Genomic DNA, 20157 nt, shown 5'->3' on the forward strand with positions numbered 1-20157 from the left:
TGTCCATGGGGGCAGATGTCGGTATGGGAAGGTACTACCCGAAGGAATGACGCGGCACCATCGCTACAGCCGGTGCTCATCAATAGGCATAGTGATAGGAAAACCATGCTTAATTTCATCGGCACTCCGTAATGTAATGCGGGTAGTTGAGCAAATTATAGCACGTCTGGTATTATTGAATGTGGCGATCCGTAGGAAGTGGAAATAGTTGGGAAATTATATTTACTGATAGCTAACATCCACTATCGGTATGTTCCACAACCTTCAGAGCATTGCACTAAAGTGACTGTATATCATGGCTAATAAAATGGCCAGAGGCTAAAAATAAATCAACGTATTACCAATACATTTTCAACAAAACACCACAAAAAATTATCCCGAACAAAACTAAGAACCAACAAACTTTTAACAACCGATCATCCGTTTTTTGTGTCACGTCCATATTTTTCCCCTTACAATAAATGTGATGTACATCACGCATTTTACGTGTCACATGACCATTAAATAGTGATGTTCATCACATTTATAAGATTCATCATACAAATTTTTGGGAATGTGTTTGCGAAAGCACCTGTGGTTTAGGTGAACTATACCTCATGAAGTTAAGTGTTAAAACCTAATGCCAATGATGAATGCAAAGAAATAGCTAGCATGATAAATAAAATCATTTAATTAACTATTTATGAAATTAATATTTTGGGGTGGGTTAACAGTCTGGTCAGGCTGTTAACCACCGTGTTTACGCGAAAAAATCTACTTTTCCACCGGCTAAATTATACATGGCACCAATTATTTTTATTTTACCATCAGCTTCAAGTCTATTAAGAATATCGCTTTTGCGTATTTCCTCAATGGTAAGGTTTACATTGGTTTTAGCCACGGCATCCACAAATTCCGGATTATTACCGGTCCTTTCTTTGTTGTATTCCGTTTTTTCGATGGCGGGTTTAATTTTATTTAACAATCCGGTCAAATGACCCAATTCTACGTTATCAATCGCGCCTCTTACCGCGCCGCATGCGGTGTGCCCCATGACCAAAATGACTTTGGCTCCGGCCGCTGCGCATGCGAACTCTAAACTACCGAGAATATCATCATTGGAAATATTGCCGGCGATCCTACCATTGAATGCTTCACCAATACCGGTATCAAGCACTATCTCAGCGGGTGCTCTGGAGTCGATACAACTGAGTATCGCTACGGACGGAAATTGTCCGGTCTGGCTGGCGCGTTTTTGCGCGAGATAATCATGTTTTTGTGGTTTACCCGTATGGAAACGAATATTACCTTGCTTTAATCCTGCAATGACTTGATCCGGTGTCAGCTTATCGCGTGCTTCTTTGGTCATTGCAGCGGCGTAAGTAATAGAGGCAGAACCCAAGGCTGCCATACCGACGATACCTAAAATAGAAAGTCCGGCTGCCCCCTTTAACAGTCTACGGCGTGCGGGTTCTGGTGATTGCTGTGTCGTCTTTTGCATCATTAGCTCCTATAACGTGGAGATTCCCAACGACTCATACTTGCGGATGGGATAGTGAAAAGCAATTGGCTAGGTACATATATTCATGCACATATAAACCTTAATCGAAATAACCGCGACAATAAGTGATAAAGGTTGTTTTTTTGATATTTTTTTTGCGTATGCGTCGGTGAAAAAAAAGTGGTTTTACTGTTTGCCGGCTTTGCTATCCATTAGTACTAAAGATATCTACTGTTTTGATGTGATTATCTTAATTATCATTGATAGCTAACAATTAAGATAATTAATTATATTGTATGCATTCTATTAACTTTTTTTTACGTTTCGAACCGAACCATTAACCGATTTGTGAAAAATATCTTGAGGTAATAGGGTTTGATGTCACGGCTGCTTATGTGGGGCTATTTTATCAGGTTGATTTTTTTTGATGATTAAATAAAATTAACTAAAAAAATTACTATATCCAATAGATTTCGAGTTGCAGGAAGGCGGCAAGCGAAAGGCAAATCTGTCGGGAACAGATTTGTCTTTCGCTTGCGCTGGCTTGAAGGGTGAGCCTCAGGATGAGGCTTATAAATCCCGATGAGCTTATATAAGAAAGTGATTCAGGTGAACGAGTGCAGCCAACGCACCTGCGGCTTGAAAGATGATGGGTATATGGCATTAGATGTAATAAGGGCGTTTTTTGTGGTTTATCACGACGAGGGTGCAGAGATAAAGTGTATAGAGAACGCGGGATAGGTCAGTGGAAACGACTGACGACGCGTCGTTTCCACTGGAGCAGGCCTAGACCTGATTCACACTATTGTTGTTGCGCGGCGACAGGCGCTACGGTCGAAGCAGGATTGGCTGCCTGAGTGTTAGTGGCCACAGGGGTGGCAACTGCTGGCGTCACTGTGGCTGCATCAGCGGCCGGTGTTGTCGCGTTTGTGGCGGCATCCGGGGCTGTTGTTGCGGTATTTTCCGAAGCGATGGTCGGCTCATTAGCGGTAGGCGCGGTAATATTTACTGGCATACCAGAGCGATTTTGCAACGCGACGTTAACCGTATTCTGGTTGACGAGCTGGCTCACAATGACTTTGCTGACCATGGCAGGAATAGTAATGGGTACCGGCACGTCCGAATGAAATTGTTCTTCGGTGGAAGACAATGGGTCATGTACCTCCAAATAACGCGTACCGTCCGGCTCGATGGCCGCTTTCACCGGTTCGTCGATAAACTGTACTCGGGTACCCACCGGCACATGGTCGAATAAATATTTGATGTCAGCGGCGCGTAAACGTACACAGCCATGACTGACGCGTAGTCCGATGCCAAAATTGGCATTGGTGCCGTGGATGGCGTACAGGCGACCGACATACAACGCGTATAGACCCATAGGATTATCGGGACCTGCGGGGAACACTTCGGGCAGTGATTCACCTTGGGCGGTATATTCAGCGTGCATCGCTTTGGTCGGGGTCCAGGTTGGGCCGTTTTTCTTGCGTTGAACTGAGGTCACCCAGTTCACCGGGGTATCTTTGCCTAATTGACCGATACCAATAGGCAATACCACGACGGTCTTGGTGCCTTTAGGGTAATAATAAAGGCGCATTTCGGCGCTGTTAACCACAATACCTTCATGAGGCGTGTCAGGCAGGATGAGCTGTTGTGGAATGATCAGTTTACTGCCCGGTTTTGGCAGGTAGGGATCGACGCCCGGATTGGCCTCGAGCATATTGCTCAGGCCCATTTGGAACTGTGCGGCAAAATGCTCCAGCGGTAATTTGCTATCCTGAGGAATATCAATTTCCAGATTTTGTCCCACCAATCGACTGTTGCCGGCTGGGAGGGGGTATACCACGGCAAATGCCGACTGGCTGATCGCAGCCAGTGCCAGAATCACCGTATAGATTGCGCGCATATTCATTTTCATAGTTATGTCAGATGTAATCGCCACACAGGCAGTAATAAGAGAGTTTATGTCAGGTCGGGAATGACCGGATGGGCATTATATGTTCACAAGGGGCTCGGAGGGAAATAATATGTGTAACCTTGGGTACAAAAAAGGTAACGGTATTAAGACCGTCGTGTCCGCAGAACCTTCGCCATTAATTTATCACGTCCGGTGGGCACCTTTGATATGCTGAGTGCTTTGGTGCAGCAGGCGTCGGGGCGTGCCCTGGCTGTTTACGCCTGACCACGCTGACCATAATAAAGGGGTAGTTTGATGAGTAAGAGTTTAGTGATTATGTTGCACGGCGTTGGTAGCTGTGGTGACGATTTGGTACCGCTTGGCCAACTGTGGCGTGCCGAATTGCCGGATACCGTGTTTGCCGCGCCGGATGCACCGTTTCCTTTTGACCCGGGTACCGGTCATCAATGGTTCAGCATTGCCGGCGTTACCGAAAGCAATCGCCCGGCAAGGGTGGCGGACGCGCGCGCCGCTTTTGATGCGACGCTGTTACGACTGATGGCAGCGAATGGGCTGGCTGACTGCCCACAACGGGTGGTATTGGTGGGGTTTTCGCAAGGATCGATCATGGCTTTGGATGCGGTGGCTTCCGGACGCTGGCCGTTAGCGGCCGTGGTCGCCTTTTCTGGTCGATTGTCTTCTCCCTTGCCGTTGGCTCCTTCTTCTGGTGTGCCGGTTTTATTAATTCATGGTGCGCAGGATCCGGTTATCAATTCGCTGGAAACCGAGCGTGCTGCGGCCACACTGCGAACCTTGGGTGTGGCGGCACAAGACATTATTTTGCCCGGACTTGGGCATAGTTTGTCCAGTGAGGGTGTGGCGCTGGCCGGACATTTTATCGTGCAGACACTTGCGGAAGTGGGATAATCGTTAAACACGCTTCTTGTATGATGTATTCCGCTTGAAGCACACAACCCGATGTGGCTTAGTACAGTGTGTACCACCATCATGTTTAAACGCCGTGGTTACAGGGAGACGTCATGGGGGACCCACATCGCACAGGTTTAACCGGGTTCCCTAATGACGGGACACTGGCGATACATGACATAACGGCTTACAGCTGCAGGAGAAGTTATGGAATTAGAACAATGGGAACGACGATTCAAGGCGTATCTGGAACGCTATTTTTCACAGGATGACAAAGCGCACGATGTAGCCCATTTCAGCCGTGTTTGGCAAACCGCCCGTAAACTTATGCAGGGTTCATCAGCCAATGAATTATGTGTACTGACAGCCTGTTATTTCCACGATATTGTCAATTTGCCGAAAAATCATCCTGAACGTCATCTGGCCTCAACACAGGCGGCGCAAGAAACATTGAGAATTCTGGCAGCACATTTTGCTGATTATCCGGTCGCCAATTATCCCGCAGTGGCGCATGCCATCGCCGCCCATAGTTTTAGTGCTGGTATCGCGCCCGAGACCATTGAAGCGAAAATAGTTCAGGACGCCGATCGACTTGAATCACTCGGTGCCATTGGCTTGGCCCGAGTATTTCACGTTTCTGGCCAGCTCGGCCGCGGGTTGTTCAATGCGCAGGACCCTTTGGCCTTGCATCGTCCGCTGGATGATGTCCAGTATACCTTCGATCATTTTCAAACCAAATTATTAACCTTGGCTGACACGATGCAAACGGAAATGGGCCGAAAAATGGCGGCTTACAATATTGACTATCTCGTGACATTCATGAGTAAGCTTTGTGCTGAGCTAAAAGGGGAGTATTGCCAGTTAGATAGCGAAACCCTGGCACGATTCAGAGTTAAATGCTAATACACCAATGATAAGCCATGAGGCCACAAAGGACGTTTATTCCGTCCAGCGCGTGGCCTAACGCAAAAGCGAATTCATCACGAATTTTATTTAAGCAGTGGGGGTAATTGATGATTTAACGGAGCATTGGATAACCCAGATAGCACGGAGACCCACCGATCGCCATTCCAGGTGTCGGTGGCTTGTTGTGGGGCGTTAAGCGTCACCGAAGCCGGTAGCTCCGCAAGAGAATTGATGTGGACAACACTGCCGTCGCTGATCAGGTAGCCGGTTTTACCACGCAAATCCGTCACCGCTTGCCAGTGTTGGCCATTGGGTGAACGAATTACGGCCAGGTCACCTTGAGGCAGTTCGGGTTTGTCCTGGTAACTGTGGCAAGGAAGGTGCGCACCAGCGCATAAAAATTCCATCGTGGCGCAGAGATATTCCTGTGTAATCGGATGGCAGCAGTAGGCCACTATCCAACCAGAGTGCAAAGCGAAACCGTCGCAATCCAAGGTAGCGCGGGCAAACTGGGTGGAGTATTTATTTGCGTGTCGCAGGGGCTTTAGTATCATCGTATATTACGCTGAGGGTTATTAGCCCACCGCATCACCGAAAAAGTATAAACATGACTTAAGTATCTGGCTAATTAACAACTCTGTCATTAAATAATTAGCGATAAAATCGGGTTATTCAAAAATAGTATAATCAACCCAATGCCACTGAGTGTCCTTACTGCGCCAACAACAAGTTAGTTCTTCGTAATGATCGGTTTTTCAGCAGATTTATTCAACCAGGCAGTCAATAGTTTACCTTACCTTTAGTTAACAACGTCCAGAAGGTATTGACATACACTGGCAACGTTTTTACGTTGAGGAATAAAGGGGGTGGGTGGTGTGTGCTGCGCAGCAATGTCCCTGGAGATCAATATCCATGACATCAGTGGCGCTACTTGCAAAAAACTAAGGATTCGCCTATTTTGTAAGCAGGTTTGTACGGGATTTTTTTGCTCAGTAGCATTGTTGAAATTTAATCAATTATTCTCACTCAAACCGTATTTTTGTGAAAAGAAACGCCATGTTCATCGCGACAGAATGTATCGGGAAACACGAAATGATGGCCACGTTGCCGCCTTCCTGACACGCGAATTATGTAGACTATATCGTTTTAGTGACACTGTGGATGAGCTGATGTCAGAGGGCCGAAAGGAGGGAGTAGACATGGAAAACAGTAGACTGGATGATACCAAATTACTTGCCATTATCGGGTTATTACTCTCGTTCTTAATCGTCGTGTCGGTATCGTTTGGGCTTGCCTATTTTTATGATGTTAAACATAACGGCGGCGTGGATGTGGGTTCCTGTATTTCTGTGTCAACGTCGCCTTCACCGTAAGCCCGAGACGGATACGTACCCTACCGGCACAACCGTCATGGGCGAAATACACCTGCTGGATTGGCGAAGACTAAGCTGGTTGAGCTTTAGGATCAGGCCGCCCGTCTTCACGCAAACTCTTTAAGCGTATTTGCTGACTGTGGATTTCCAGGGCCAGTGGTTCAAACAGCGAGCGGTTTCCATTCACATCCTGCATGCCCAATAAACCGAACGGCAAGTGTTTTTCCCCGCTCCAACTACGATAATCTGCTACCGGGTAGATACAGATGCCTTCAATGGCGACACCGTTTTTCATGCTCTGAACGCATTGCTCAAAGATATACCGCATCCATGGCACGCGTAAATCGCTATTGGCGCCGGTTTCGGCAATGAGCAGTGGGCGATGGTAACGCTGGTAGACTTCCTTGAGGATCGCGGTGAAAGGGCGATAATGCGTGTCATCGAAAGGAATCAACCCACCTTCATAGAACCATTGATTGTCTGGGTGATAGCTAATGCCGATGATATCCAGATAGTCGTACCGACCGCCCAGTTCGGGCAGAGATTTGCCGCAGATCATATCCCAAACCTCAAATTGCGCCATCCGCAGGGCCTCAGCGGCGACTTCCATCTCCGGCTGGCCTTCTGGTGCGTTGATATGTACGACGGGTTCCGGTTGCAAAAAGCGGGCAGTATTGTCCACTGCGCGAATGGCATCAATAGCGGCCAGGGTAGCGCGCACCATTTGCAGCTTCAACGCTCGGCCTTGTTTCGACGCCATGGGTTGGATATGGGCGATATCGCCGCCGGCCCAAGCCAGGAAGGATATGGCGTTGATTGGCGTAAAATACTGTCCGGTGACACCCTCATCGCGCATCTTGGCCGCCACCGCCCCGGCAAAATGGGCAAATTGCGCAACAAATTCTGGCTTCCATACATCAACATGATCCGGCCAGCCAAAATGGCAGAGGTCCCAAATTATCTGCAGGTGATTCGCCTGAGCAGCATGAAACATTGATAGAAAGCTAGACCAGTCATAGTGTCCTGGACTGGGCTCGATCAAGTGCCAGCGCACGCCGTCACGTACGGTGGTTATATTTTGCTCAGCCAATTGGGCATAGTCTTTTGATGCCAGCATTTCATGTCCGCTGGCATTGATGATATCAATGCGTCGCCCGTCGCCCCGGGTTTCCGTTGAACAATCGAACCCGCCCTGGAAAAAGCTTTGGAAAATTGAGGGTTGGTAGATGGGTGATATCCCATGATTGATTTGATCCTGCATTGGGCTTCCCCTTTTTTTGTGTGTGTAAGGCCGTGGGTGCCAGTACTGGCCGAACCTCTTACCCTTTAAAGATAGTTAGGCAAGGTATAATTGATGTTGCTAAACGCGGATTTTGCGGTATTGATAGCAATCTTAATAGATCAGAGAACCGCAAAAAATCAGGTGAGTCAACGTTTGACTTTTCAGCAACGTGAAGATGGGCAACTCGTCACATATTCCACAACGTCATTTAGCGCCTGAAATTTGTCATTTTCTGGTGGGCTGGTTATTCGTGAGACAAAAGATTTTTCATCAATTTTAATAAGTTAATGTAATAAGAATTTTCCTATAAAGCCGATAAAATTAATTTATGTTTCGCTACTATCCCGGTTAAGGAAAACACTTTGCAACTGTTTTTTGCCTTAACACATCAAATGGAGCCCTTAAACATGCTCTTTTTTAATAAGATCAACTTTAGTGTGAAAAATGATTAACCCCCCGCTGATGGCTAATGTAAAATCAGCGGGCGGTACTGATTGTTGGAATCTGCGGTTATGGACTATCTTTTACCGGTAGATGCGCTTGCTTTTTAGCCTATGGATTACACATTGGGTCGGTAGGGTTAAGGTGAGTCACCATCGTTGTATCACGTGTCTGGAAAGTGATTTATCAATTAAAATTGCTTTGAATGATTAAGAGCACAAGCATAGGGGGGGGATGTGCCAGATAATAAATTTTTAGGTAAGCTACCTAGAGTGAGTTTCCGTTTGCTAGGAGCAATGGTGTTATTGTCGTTATATGCATTGCCTGCATCGGCGTTTTCTATTGACGATGTGGCTAAACAAGCGCAAGAACTGGCTAGTAAGGGGTACGAGGCACCAAAAAGCAATTTGCCTTCGCAATTTCGTGAAATGAAATTTGCTGATTACCAGCAGATTCAGTTCAATCATGACAAATCTTACTGGCATGACGATCCCACCCGCTTCAAGCTAGAGTTTTATCATCAGGGCATGTATTTTGACACGCCGGTCAAGATCAATGAAGTGACCGCCACCACGGTTAAGGATATTAAATATTCTCCCGATTTATTCAACTTTGGCTCGGTAAAGCACGATCCTGATCTAGTGAAAAATCTGGGGTTTGCCGGATTTAAAATCCTTTATCCGATCAATAAAGCTGACAAAAGCGACGAAATCGTCAGTATGCTGGGCGCTAGTTATTTCCGCGTTATAGGTAAAGGTCAGGTCTATGGGCTTTCCGCGCGTGGTCTGGCTATCGATACCGCGCTGCCCTCTGGAGAGGAGTTCCCGCGTTTTCGTGAGTTCTGGATTGAACACCCCCATCCAAATGATAAACATTTGGTGTTTTACGCACTGCTTGATTCGCCACGCGCCACAGGCGCCTATCGTTTTGTGGTCTATCCTGGGCGCGATACCGGCGTAGAGGTACAGGCCAAAATATTCCTGCGTGATAAAGTAGGTAAACTGGGGATAGCGCCATTAACCAGTATGTTTCTTTTTGGCCCGAACCAGCCTTCTCCGACCATGAATTATCGCCCGGCTTTGCACGATTCCGATGGTTTATCTATTCATGCCGGCAACGGTGAATGGATTTGGCGTCCGTTAAATAATCCGCGGCATTTATCGGTCAGCACCTTTCAAGTTGAAAACCCGCGCGGGTTTGGTCTGCTACAGCGTGGCCGCGCCTTTTCGCAATATGAGGATCTGGATGAGCGCTATGATTTGCGCCCAAGCGGTTGGATAGAGCCTCATGGTGACTGGGGTAAGGGACACGTTGAGTTGGTTGAAATCCCTACGGCGGATGAAACCAATGATAATATTGTGGCGTTTTGGACGCCGGAAAAATTACCTGAAGTGGGTAAACCGTTCGATATTGCCTATCGGATGACCTTTACCCGTGATGAAGAGAAGATTCACTCCCCGGACGTAGCTTATGTTCAGCAAACGATGCGTTCAGCCGGAGACGTAAAACAGTCCAATCTGATTCGTAAGCCGGATGGCACCACCGCATTTGTGGTGGATTTTATGGGTCCGGTGCTTAAAGCGCTGCCCGAAAATACCCCAGTGGCGTCCCAGCTAAGTGTGGGCGCAAATGCTGAAGTGGTAGAAAACAATGTCCGTTACAATCCAGTGACGCATGGCTGGCGTCTGACCCTGCGCCTGCGCGTGAAAGACGAAAAACAACCCACCGATATGCGTGCCGCATTGGTAAACGGCGATAAGACATTGACTGAAACCTGGAGCTATTTGTTACCTGCTAATGAATAAATCAACTGAATCAAGCCTCGATTATATCGAGGCTTTGCCTCTTTCTGCCGAGCAGAAAAGCACGTTGCGCGCCAGTGTGCCGTCGGATGGCGGTCAGTCTCTCGGGGCGCTGCATGCCGATATCGGGGGCGTGACACCCGCAGTTAACCCTAATCCGGCACCGGATGATGCTGCGCTGGATTCGGTCAAATCGCGGCTGAGCATGGCCTGGCCGGAAACCGCCACTCAACAGGATTTGGTGGTAGCGGATAGCCAGGGTCGTACGGTGATTAAAGCCATGCCGACGGTCACTCGAACGCCAATGTTTCCCGAACCTTGGCTAACCAACCCGATAGTGCGGTATTGGGACGCCCTGCGCGGTCACACCCGCGCGCCGCGTCACAAGCAAGAAGCTGCCCGGGAAAAGGGTAACTGGCGCCGGGTCGGTACGATGCGTCGCTATATTCTGTTGGCACTCACGCTGTTTCAGACCGCCATCGCGACCTGGTATATGAAAACTATCCTACCCTATCAAGGGTGGGCGCTGATTGATCCCATGGACATGCTGCACCAGAATTGGTGGCAGTCGGTGATACAGTTATTGCCGTATGTCCTGCAAAGCGGCATTTTGATTCTGTTCGCGATTCTTTTTTGTTGGGTCTCCGCCGGTTTTTGGACCGCCTTGATGGGGTTTCTCCAATTACTTATTGGTCATGATAAATACAGTATTTCGGCCAGCACTACTGGCGACGAGCCGCTGAACATCGAGCATCGCACCGCGCTTATCATGCCCATCTGTAACGAGGATGTGGAGCGGGTATTCGCTGGGCTGCGCGCTACGTATGAATCGGTGAAAGCGACCGGCCAAATCGAGCATTTTGATTTCTATGTTCTCAGTGACAGCTACAACGCCGATACCTGCGTCGCAGAACAAAAAGCCTGGATGGAAATTTGCCAGGAAACCGGTGGTTTTGGCCGGATATTTTATCGTCGCCGTCGTCGTCGGGTGAAACGCAAAAGCGGCAATATTGATGATTTCTGCCGTCGTTGGGGCAAGCAATACAGTTATATGGTGATCTTGGACGCCGATAGCGTGATGAGCGGAGACTGTCTAACCAATTTGGTGCGGCTGATGGAAGCCAATCCCAATGCGGGGATTATCCAAAGCGCGCCCAAGGCCTCCGGGATGGATACGCTGTATGCCCGCTGCCAGCAGTTCGCCACGCGGGTTTACGGGCCGCTATTCACTGCAGGTTTGCATTATTGGCAATTAGGTGAGTCCCATTATTGGGGCCATAATGCCATTATCCGGGTAGAGCCCTTTATCAAGCATTGCGCATTGGCCCCCTTGCCTGGAGAAGGTTCTTTTGCCGGTTCAATCCTGTCTCATGACTTTGTTGAAGCCGCGTTAATGCGACGTGCTGGCTGGGGCGTGTGGATCGCCTATGATTTGCCGGGCAGTTATGAAGAACTGCCGCCTAACTTACTTGATGAGCTTAAACGTGACCGTCGGTGGTGCCAGGGCAACCTGATGAATTTCCGTTTGTTCTTGGTTAAAGGAATGCATCCGGTTCATCGAGCAGTATTTCTAACCGGCGTTATGTCCTATTTATCTGCACCATTGTGGTTTATGTTTTTAGCCTTATCCACCGCGTTGCAGGTGGTGCACAGTTTAATGGAGCCGCAATACTTTCTGCAGCCTCGCCAGCTGTTTCCTGTCTGGCCGCAGTGGCGTCCCGAGTTGGCGATAGCGCTGTTCTCCACGACTATGGTACTGCTATTTTTGCCCAAGCTTTTGAGCGTTATCTTGATTATCGCCAAGGGTGCCAAGGAGTATGGCGGGGCGGTGATTCTGTTTTGTTCTATGCTATTGGAAATGTTATTTTCGGTACTGCTGGCGCCGGTACGCATGTTGTTCCATACGGTGTTTGTCGTGAGTGCGTTCTTGGGGTGGTCGGTGCAATGGAACTCGCCACAGCGGGACGATGATGCCACACCTTGGAGTGAATCCTTCGTACGCCATGGCCCACAAATGCTGCTGGGGTTGGTCTGGGCTGGTGGTATGGCCTGGCTGGATTTACGTTTTCTCTGGTGGCTGTCGCCGATTGTATTTTCACTGATCTTGTCGCCTTTGGTTTCAGTGTTCTCGAGTCGCGCCAACTTGGGGCTGGCTTGCCAGCGTGTCAGCCTGTTCCTGATACCGGAAGAGTATTCGCCGCCGAAAGAGCTGGTGGATACGGAAAATTACCTGCGCTTCAACCAGGCGCGGGCGCTGGCGGATGGTTTTCGCAAGGCTGTAATCGATCCGGCTTACAATGCATTGGCGGTAAGCATGGCCACCGCCCGACATGGTATCAGTCCGGCTATCGAAAGTGTGCGTGAGGACCATGTGGAACGGGCCCTGGAAAGTGGCCCGGCCGAATTAAACGGCGCGCAGCGCTTGGCGATAATCAGCGATCCGGTGATATTGTCACGGCTGCATCTGCGGTTGTGGTCACTGCCGGCCACGTTGGCGGCCTGGAATAAGAAATAACGCTTTAGAGTATGATCTTGATAAGAGCCGCCCCGGTTTCGAGGCGGTTTTTTTATGTTTCGCTGTTCATTATTTTTCGCTTATACCCGAAATAATCCGAGTTGCAGCAAAACCAACGCGCATGCAACATCAAGCATCACGGGGATATATCCGTTATGCTCGTGTCGCCGGGTGGGGCAGGGTGTCGTTGCTATAGCCGATGTATGTCAACTCTAGGGGTGGTAAATCAAATGCGTAGGATGTGTTTACTGATGGTGGCCGTTTTAACCCTGACCGGGTGCGGTAGCATTATCAGTCGTACGTTCCCAGGTCAGGGACATGGCCACCAGTATTATCCAGGCGTGCTGTGGGATCTGCGTGATACCCCTTGGAAATACATCACCATTATTGACCTGCCCTTGTCGATGGTGGTTGATACCATCTTATTGCCAGTGGATATGCGACACGGACCCTACCGATAAGTCTTTAGGGGAGTGGGTGCGACCAGACGCACCTGCGCCTAAGGGCAAAAGGATCATTCGCTCGGCAGATGTAGCCTAGACGGCCCATGCTGCAGGCTCCACCATGAATAAATCACGTTAAACAGCACCACTAATGCGGTGACACAAAATACTGCACGATAGCCATAGCTGGCAGAGACTACGGCACCAATCAGCGGGCCGCTGACGTTACCTACGTCACGGAACGACTGGTTGTAGCTAAAAATGCGGCCAGCGACTTGGTTGGTGCAGTTATAGATCAGTAGGGTCTGCACCGCCGGCAGCAATGCGCCGTCAGTGGCACCTAACAAAAAGCGCAGAACACCCAGTTGCCAAGGAGATTGGACAAACGCCATCGGAATCAACAACAGGATAGACAAGGCCAGCATAGCGATGAGAATCCGCTCCGGGCCGATTCGATCCCCAAGGCGGCCGAGTCGAGGTGCGCTGATCAATGCGGCGACACCGGGCACAGCGGCGATTAAACCGCTAACAAACGCCAGATTGTGAATATTACCCGCCAGTTCGCGCACATAAAGCGTCAAAATGGGTGCGATGGAGCCGGTGGCAATCTGGATGATCATGGTGGTAACAAACAGGCTTAAGACCAGACGCGGTTTAGTCAGCGATGCAAACACCTGCCGTCCGCTGAGCATGTCCTTTTTCAGTACCGGGGTAAATCGTTCATCGACGTAAATTAACGTAGTGATAAAACAGATAAATAGTACGAGTGCCGTAATATAAAATACCAGCCTCAGACCATAATGGTCGGCGAGAAAACCGCCGATCAGCGGCCCGATCAATGCGCCGCTAACCGCGCCGGTGGACAGCGTACCTAAAGCCCAGCCGCTTTTATTGCGCGGTACTTGGGTGGCGATCAGGGCATTGGCGTTTGGTACAAAACCGCCCAACAGGCCTAACAGCGCCCGCAGCGCTAAAAATTGCCAGATATTTTGCGCCATGCCCATCAGGGCCATTACGATGGACATGCCCAGCGCTGATCGTAGCAACATCAGCTTACGCCCGCGGCGATCGGCCAGACTACCCCAAAATGGCGACGCGATGGCGGAAAACAAAAAAGTGATGCTAAATACCGCCCCGGACCAGATATTCAATTGCTTGGCATCGGTAACACCGAGCATTTCCACATAAAGTGGCAAAAAAGGCATAATCAGACTAAAAGCTGCACCGGTAAGGAAACAACCAAGCCATGCGATGTAGAGATTACGCTTCCAATTAATGGGTTCTGGTACCGACGTCATGACATCCTAATAAGAATTGATAATAGCTGACAAGTGTCTATACCCACGGTGAGCGGCGGAGTAGGGGAATGTGTTAATTATGCCGTGAAAGTGGTGTAGCGGCAATTTTAGCGGCATGTTTTGCACCAATCGACCGGCTAATACCCGATATAACTGCTTTTGATCAATGAGCATAACCACGTCCCTGTAACTTGAATGATAAAGGGTATGGCGATCATGAGTATAACGAGGGCTGTCCAGGGGGCCGGGTCTTAAAACGGCGATGCAACCACATATACTGATCGGGCGCCAGCAGGATGGCTTTTTCCAGCACTTTATTCATGTAGGTGGCTGTGGCGATATCGCTCTCGAGTGGCACGTCGATTTGATCGGGCTGGATGATAAGTTCATAACCCTGGCCGTTGGGTAATCTACGGGGAACAAACGGAATAACGGCCGGCTTGGCCAACCGGACCAGCACATGGGTCCCGGCAGTGGTGGCGACTTGCTCCATGGCAAATAGCGGGGCGAACACACTGCTTTTCGGGCCATAATCATGATCAGGGGCATACCAGATAATTTCGCCATTTTTCAATGCGCGGATCATGCCTTTGATATCGGACCGATTTAGCATGGATTTATTGGAGCGCATCCGTCCCCAGGTTTGCAGCCAATCCAGCAGCCTATTGTTATTGGGGCGATAGACCCCGATACCGGGATTTTTAATCCCAAAGATGCGTGCGCCTAATTCCAGCGATAGAAAATGGAGCCCAATTAATAACACGCCTTTATGCTGTTGCTTGGCCAACTGTATGTTTTCCAAGCCTGAAATGTTGAACCAGCGCTGTACCCGCCGATCTGACCAGAACCAACCCATGCCAGTTTCTATCAGCCCCATACCCACTGATTCAAAATTTTTGATCAACAGTGTTTCCCTATCCTTAACCGAACAATGGGGAAAACAAAGCTCAATATTACGCCGGGCGATCTTAACCCGCCGCGGGAGAAAACGCATCGAAAGGCGACCCAAGGAGGTACCGATACGGTACAACCAAGGATAAGGCAACAATACAACAAGATATAACAAGCCTATGCCAATCCATATCGGCCAATAGCGCGGATGCAGCAGAGATCGAGTAAATGTTGGTATATTTGTCATGGGTTCTCTTTTTTATAAGGTGTAGACGGCAAAATAAGGGATTAAAAGCCGTTTTTTTTCCAATACTAGATTTATTTTGGCATCATTTTTAAAAATGAGAAATAAAGTAGCGCGCAAAAAAATTAAAAAATTTCGAATGTGCACGCTAATTATTTGTTTAACAATGCTATTGTTGGGTTTATTCCTTTAAAAAAAGATCTTTTATATAATGAGGTTCACAGCGCCAGTATTGTCGTGGTCCATTTACCTTTGCACCGAGTTTAACCGCCGCATGCCAAGGCCAGCGGGGGTCGTACAATACGGCGCGTGCCAGGGCGACCAGATCGGCATCCCCGGTTCCCACGATGGCTTCTGCCTGCTCGGGTTCGGTGATCAGCCCGACGGCAATGGTGTTAAGTCCAGTTTGTTCTTTAATCCGCCGAGCGAGCGGGACTTGATAGCCGGGGCCAACCGGGATGTGTTGTTGAGCTGATAATCCGCCGCTCGACACGTGGATATAGTCACAGCCTTGCGTTTTTAATGCGTTGGCCAGCACCACCGATTGTTCAATATCCCACCCGCCGTCAACCCAATCGGTTGCGGAAATCCGTACTCCGATGGCAATCTGTTTTGACACGGCCTCACGTATCGCGTGGAAAATATCTAGCGTCAGACGTATACGATTTTCCACGCTGCCGCCATAATTATCTTGGCGGTGATTGGCCAGTGGTGAAAGGAATTGATGCAGAAGATAACCATGGGCCGCATGCAGTTCGATAACGTCAAAACCAATATGCTCGGCGCGTTTGGCCGCAGCGACAAAATCCGCTTTTAAGGCACTGATATCGTTTTGGTCCATCACCTGCGGCGGAAAATCGGTGCTGGCATAAGGAATGTCCGATGGCGCCAACGTTTGCCAGCCACCGTCGTTTGGGGCAATATTTTTCCCCCCTTCCCAAGGAACGTGAGTCGATGCCTTACGCCCAGCGTGGGACAGTTGTATGCCCAGTGCAATGGGTGAATGCTGCTTAATGTGTTTAACCACGTCCGCCAGGGCGTCGTGTGTGTCGTCATCCCATAAACCTAAATCCCGGGGCGAAATACGTCCAGCGGGGCTAACCGCAGTCGCTTCAACAATCATCAGGGCCGCGCCTGACAGGGCCAGATGGCCGAGGTGGATCTGATGCCAAAAGGTCGCTTTACCTTCATCGGCTGAATACTGGCACATAGGCGCGATCACTATGCGGTTAGGCAGCGATAGACTTCCTATGGTGAAACCTGAAAATAACTGACTCATTACATTGCCTCGACGTTGGCAGTTGGAATACCCATAGCGGGTTAACAGCGTTAGCCATATAGGTATAACGACAATTTATTAATCTGATGATAACTAACGTTAGCAATTTAATCGGCTGTTAACTCAGCGATAAATGCTATTTATTGTTAAATTTTGGCAAAAAAAATAAGGTGTATTTTGAAAAATGTTAATCAATTGCGGTATGATTCGCCGCAACCTCAACCACCACCAGGAACGAGCACCATGCCAGTGTTACATAACCGGGTTTCCAATGACGAGCTCAGAGCACTGATGCTGGCCGAGACCGAACCACGTATCACCCTATCGTTTTATAAATATTTCCGATTGGACGCGCCTCAGGCATTTCGCGATGCGCTTTATTGCGCCATGACCAAGTGGGGGGTTTTTGGTCGAGTCTATATCGCCAGCGAAGGTATCAACGCCCAAATCAGTGTGCCGCAGAGCCATTTTGAGATCGTAAAAACCATCTTGTACCAAGCCCATCCGGCATTGGATGGGCTTAGGTTGAATGTGGCGCTTGATGACGACGGAAAATCCTTCTGGGTTCTGCGTATGAAGGTGCGAGAACGCATTGTCGCCGACGGTATCGACGATCCGTCTTTTGACCCATCCGATGTGGGTCACTATCTCACCGCTGAGCAGGTGAATGGCATGGCCGACGATCCGAATACACTTTTTGTGGATATGCGTAATCACTATGAATATGAGGTGGGTCATTTTGACCATGCCGTGGAAATTCCTTCCGATACCTTTCGCGAGCAGTTGCCGATGGCTGTGGAAATGCTAACGCCGGATAAAGACAAAAATATTGTCATGTACTGCACCGGTGGCATTCGCTGTGAAAAAGCCAGCGCCTATATGCGACACCATGGTTTTGCCAACGTCTATCATGTGGAGGGCGGAATTATTGAGTATGCACGACGCGCCCGTGAACAAGGTCTACCGCTGAAATTTACCGGTAAAAATTTCGTCTTTGATGAACGGCTCGGTGAACGTATCACTGATGATGTGATAGCGCACTGTCATCAGTGCGGTACCTCGTGTGACACCCATGTCAACTGCGCCAATCAAGGGTGTCATTTGCTGTTTATCCAGTGTTCGAGCTGTGCGGAACAATACCAGGGTTGTTGCAGCGCCATCTGTTGTGATGAGTTGGCGCTACCGTTTGAACAACAACGGGCGCGTCGGGCTGGGCGTGAAAATGGTATGAAAATTTTCAATAAATCCCGACAGAGGCTGTCGTTAAAGCGCTCCTAGGCAGCGTTCTTGCGGTTTTATGAGCGCTGCGGCGCTCATGGGTTAAGCTAGCGAAGCAAAACGGCTTAAGGCGAAGGGGGCAAGATCAAATGCACAGCGATGACCTGCGGCAAAACCGGCGGCAATTTCTCCCAGCACGCTGGCAAATTTAAATCCGTGACCGCTCAAACCGGAGACAATAAGCATATCGGGATTATCAGGCAGGGTGTCGATAATAAAATCCTCGTCTGGAGAGAGGTCGTAGGTGCAGCTATCCCCGTTCAAACACACCCCGACGCCCGGCAAAAAATGGCGCAAGAAATCGAAATTCTCGCTGCCGTCGGTGGGGTGGCTGCCGAAAGGTGTGCGTTGCTCCGCACGGTCAATGGGCTGTCCACCGTCGTGCTTACCTATTTTTAGCGCGTTTTTATCTGCCGGAAATCCATAATAGTGGCTATGATCGGGCGTTTCTAGGGTAAATGCCGGGAAATGGTTATCTTCGCTGAACCGACCGTCTGCCTGATGCCATGAAAAAACCTTTCGCACTGGGGTGATCGGCAGGGAAGGGATGAGTTTTTTCACCCATGTGCCAGCTGAAATCAGCAGCTTATGTCCCTGATAGTGGCTGCCGTCGAGAGTGGCAATGTCAAACTCGCGGCCTTGGCGTTCAATAGCGGTGACTGCGCAATTAAATAACTGCGCGCAGCCCGCTTGTTCTGCCAAACGGATATAGTTGGCGATGGCCAGTTCGGATTTTAAATATCCCGCTTGCGGTTCAAATACCCCAAGATAGTCTTTCGGCAGGGTAAATTCTGGCCAGCGGGCGGTGATTTGGGCGGTATTTAATATATCGCAATCGAGCTGATATGCCTGGCTGCTGCTGATGGCATTGGTAATAAAATCGGATTGGTGCGGGCCAAGATTCAACACACCACTGCGATGAAATAGCCGGGTATCGCTACGAATTGCCAGCTCGTCCCATAAGGTTTGTGCACGGAGCAGTAGCGGGACATACTTTTTCCCTTCGCCGTAGGCGTGGCGAATAATCCGGGTCTCCCCGTGATGGCTGCCAGCGTGATGTGGCGGAAACGCAGCATCAACCATCAGGACATTCAAACCGGCTTCTGTAGCGTAAAAACCCGCGGCTGAGCCTACTGAGCCGCTACCGATAATAATTAAATCATAAACCATGCGGATTATTCCTGCTAAGTCCCGTTTACCGGTGAAGATGAACGCGAGTAGTGCGTGCTGCCACGGCGGGACATTGTGTCATCAGGCGGTAACAATGGATTAAGATGATAATAAAAAAAACACCCGATGCAAAGCAGCGGGTGCCTGTGGACTAGCGTTAAGATTAATGCCTTTTGCGATCAACATCTTGGTATTCCGTCGATTCAATTTTTGCGATGCCCGCTTCCAAAATGGATATCAGCTGTTTCGCAACATCGGTGGTCAGCCACAAAGTTCTGTCAACCTCAGCATCCTCTTCGGGCTGGTTGGTTGAATTGATGTAGTGCAGGCGGATCATCATGGCGCTGTAAGCGTCTACGGTGCTGATGTCCCATCCGACCAGTGGGTGGGTATGGATAATTTCGTTTTTGCTGTCCATAAATACCCCTTTTCTGACTCGTTTAACAACAAGAGTAACTTTGAGGTTTAATGCGGCTCCTTTTAAGCAAGCCCTTTAAGTATACCTCTCTTCTTGTCACTTTTTTTGCTAATTAACCGATTTTTTTTAACTTATTTGTGGGGGCATTGTCGGCTAACCCTATCCCGACTTAGTCATCTTGTTGCGCGATGGGGGAGGTGTCGGCATTCATGCGTTGAGCCATGTCATTGGCCAACTGAGCAAAACAGGCTTGCGTACTGGCGTCACGGGTTTGGTTCTTGGCTTCAAGCGACAGGTTATGTATAAGCAACTGGGTAGCCTTCTCATCGAGGCTGAACGAGAGGTAGGAAAAGGCAACCTCCAATACGCTAAGTCGGCGTTGTTGCTCACTGATGACGTCCAGTAATTCGCCGAAGGTCATCGCTTCTTCCGGCTTGTTGGTGACCATGATCAATCCCTCCTCAGGCAGTTTATGTTACGTGTCTGAAATGAATTACAGTCTAGAATGCACCGTTT

At 49.1% G+C, this 20157-nt stretch carries 17 protein-coding genes; 7 read left to right on the forward strand and 10 right to left on the reverse strand.

All coding sequences use genetic code 11. The annotated features are described in order from the left end of the window. Window positions 1–739: 739 nt before the first annotated feature. Both SJI19_RS15645 and SJI19_RS15650 read right to left on the reverse strand, forming a co-directional pair. Window positions 740–1483 carry a carbonic anhydrase family protein gene (locus tag SJI19_RS15645; RefSeq protein WP_323479202.1) on the reverse strand — a complete coding sequence of 248 codons (744 nt, stop codon included), beginning with the start codon at window positions 1481–1483 and terminating at the stop codon, window positions 740–742. Between the two features lie 799 nt (window positions 1484–2282). Continuing rightward, on the reverse strand, window positions 2283–3395 hold the full coding sequence (locus SJI19_RS15650) for a L,D-transpeptidase family protein (protein WP_323479203.1): 1113 nt from the start codon (window positions 3393–3395) through the stop codon (window positions 2283–2285). Between the two features lie 294 nt (window positions 3396–3689). Between SJI19_RS15650 and SJI19_RS15655 the strand changes: the two genes are divergently transcribed. Together SJI19_RS15655 and SJI19_RS15660 are read left to right on the forward strand one after the other, a co-directional pair. Beyond that, on the forward strand, window positions 3690–4301 hold the full coding sequence (locus SJI19_RS15655; protein ID WP_323479204.1) for an alpha/beta hydrolase: 612 nt from the start codon (window positions 3690–3692) through the stop codon (window positions 4299–4301). Between the two features lie 207 nt (window positions 4302–4508). Then, entirely contained in the window at window positions 4509–5204 is a 696-nt protein-coding gene (locus tag SJI19_RS15660) for a phosphohydrolase (RefSeq protein WP_323479205.1), read from the forward strand. Between the two features lie 86 nt (window positions 5205–5290). Here SJI19_RS15660 and SJI19_RS15665 read toward each other — a convergent pair whose 3' ends face one another. Next, window positions 5291–5761: a hypothetical protein gene (locus SJI19_RS15665; protein ID WP_323479206.1), complete on the reverse strand. Its 471-nt coding sequence runs from the start codon at window positions 5759–5761 to the stop codon at window positions 5291–5293. Window positions 5762–6406: 645 nt separating this feature from the next. Between SJI19_RS15665 and SJI19_RS15670 the strand changes: the two genes are divergently transcribed. Further along, entirely contained in the window at window positions 6407–6580 is a 174-nt protein-coding gene (locus tag SJI19_RS15670; protein ID WP_323479207.1) for a hypothetical protein, read from the forward strand. A 70-nt stretch (window positions 6581–6650) separates the two neighbouring features. Here SJI19_RS15670 and SJI19_RS15675 read toward each other — a convergent pair whose 3' ends face one another. Then, complete coding sequence (locus SJI19_RS15675) at window positions 6651–7841, reverse strand: beta-glucosidase (protein ID WP_323479208.1); 1191 nt, start codon at window positions 7839–7841, stop codon at window positions 6651–6653. 758 nt (window positions 7842–8599) lie between these two features. Here SJI19_RS15675 and SJI19_RS15680 point away from each other — a divergent pair. The 3 genes from SJI19_RS15680 (at window position 8600) to SJI19_RS15690 (ending at window position 13081) form a co-directional block, all read left to right on the forward strand. Continuing rightward, a complete protein-coding gene (locus SJI19_RS15680) occupies window positions 8600–10108 on the forward strand; it encodes a glucan biosynthesis protein G (protein ID WP_323479281.1) in 1509 nt (502 codons plus the stop codon). Further along, window positions 10101–12620, forward strand: a complete 2520-nt coding sequence (gene mdoH, locus SJI19_RS15685) for a glucans biosynthesis glucosyltransferase MdoH (RefSeq protein ID WP_323479209.1) — start codon at window positions 10101–10103, stop codon at window positions 12618–12620. Before SJI19_RS15680 ends, mdoH begins: the two co-directional genes overlap by 8 nt. 230 nt (window positions 12621–12850) lie before the next feature. Continuing rightward, window positions 12851–13081: a YceK/YidQ family lipoprotein gene (locus SJI19_RS15690; RefSeq protein WP_323479210.1), complete on the forward strand. Its 231-nt coding sequence runs from the start codon at window positions 12851–12853 to the stop codon at window positions 13079–13081. Window positions 13082–13134: 53 nt separating this feature from the next. Here the strand turns inward: SJI19_RS15690 and mdtG are convergent, their stop codons facing one another. The 3 genes from mdtG to SJI19_RS15705 all read right to left on the reverse strand — a co-directional run bounded on the left by mdtG (window position 13135) and on the right by SJI19_RS15705 (window position 16775). Continuing rightward, complete coding sequence (gene mdtG / locus SJI19_RS15695) at window positions 13135–14361, reverse strand: multidrug efflux MFS transporter MdtG (RefSeq protein WP_323479211.1); 1227 nt, start codon at window positions 14359–14361, stop codon at window positions 13135–13137. 214 nt (window positions 14362–14575) lie between these two features. After that, window positions 14576–15499, reverse strand: a complete 924-nt coding sequence (locus tag SJI19_RS15700) for a Kdo(2)-lipid IV(A) acyltransferase (protein ID WP_323479212.1) — start codon at window positions 15497–15499, stop codon at window positions 14576–14578. Between the two features lie 178 nt (window positions 15500–15677). Beyond that, the gene (locus tag SJI19_RS15705; RefSeq protein WP_323479213.1) at window positions 15678–16775 is read right to left on the reverse strand and encodes an NADH:flavin oxidoreductase/NADH oxidase; all 1098 of its coding nucleotides are present in this window, start codon (window positions 16773–16775) and stop codon (window positions 15678–15680) included. Between the two features lie 243 nt (window positions 16776–17018). Here SJI19_RS15705 and SJI19_RS15710 point away from each other — a divergent pair, with 243 nt between their 5' ends. Then, entirely contained in the window at window positions 17019–18053 is a 1035-nt protein-coding gene (locus tag SJI19_RS15710; protein ID WP_323479214.1) for a rhodanese-related sulfurtransferase, read from the forward strand. 42 nt (window positions 18054–18095) lie between these two features. On the opposite strand, the gene solA is transcribed toward SJI19_RS15710, so the two are convergent. The 3 genes from solA to SJI19_RS15725 all read right to left on the reverse strand — a co-directional run bounded on the left by solA (window position 18096) and on the right by SJI19_RS15725 (window position 20089). Next, window positions 18096–19223: an N-methyl-L-tryptophan oxidase gene (gene solA, locus SJI19_RS15715; protein WP_323479215.1), complete on the reverse strand. Its 1128-nt coding sequence runs from the start codon at window positions 19221–19223 to the stop codon at window positions 18096–18098. 163 nt (window positions 19224–19386) lie between these two features. Next, on the reverse strand, window positions 19387–19641 hold the full coding sequence (gene bssS / locus SJI19_RS15720; RefSeq protein ID WP_323479216.1) for a biofilm formation regulator BssS: 255 nt from the start codon (window positions 19639–19641) through the stop codon (window positions 19387–19389). Window positions 19642–19810: 169 nt separating this feature from the next. Further along, window positions 19811–20089 (reverse strand): hypothetical protein, encoded by a 279-nt coding sequence (locus SJI19_RS15725; protein ID WP_323479217.1) that lies wholly within the window; start codon window positions 20087–20089, stop codon window positions 19811–19813. Window positions 20090–20157 lie beyond the last annotated feature (68 nt).

Origin of the sequence: Acerihabitans sp. TG2 (assembly GCF_035013185.1) — a bacterium.
In the GTDB taxonomy this organism is placed as follows: domain Bacteria; phylum Pseudomonadota; class Gammaproteobacteria; order Enterobacterales; family Enterobacteriaceae; genus Acerihabitans.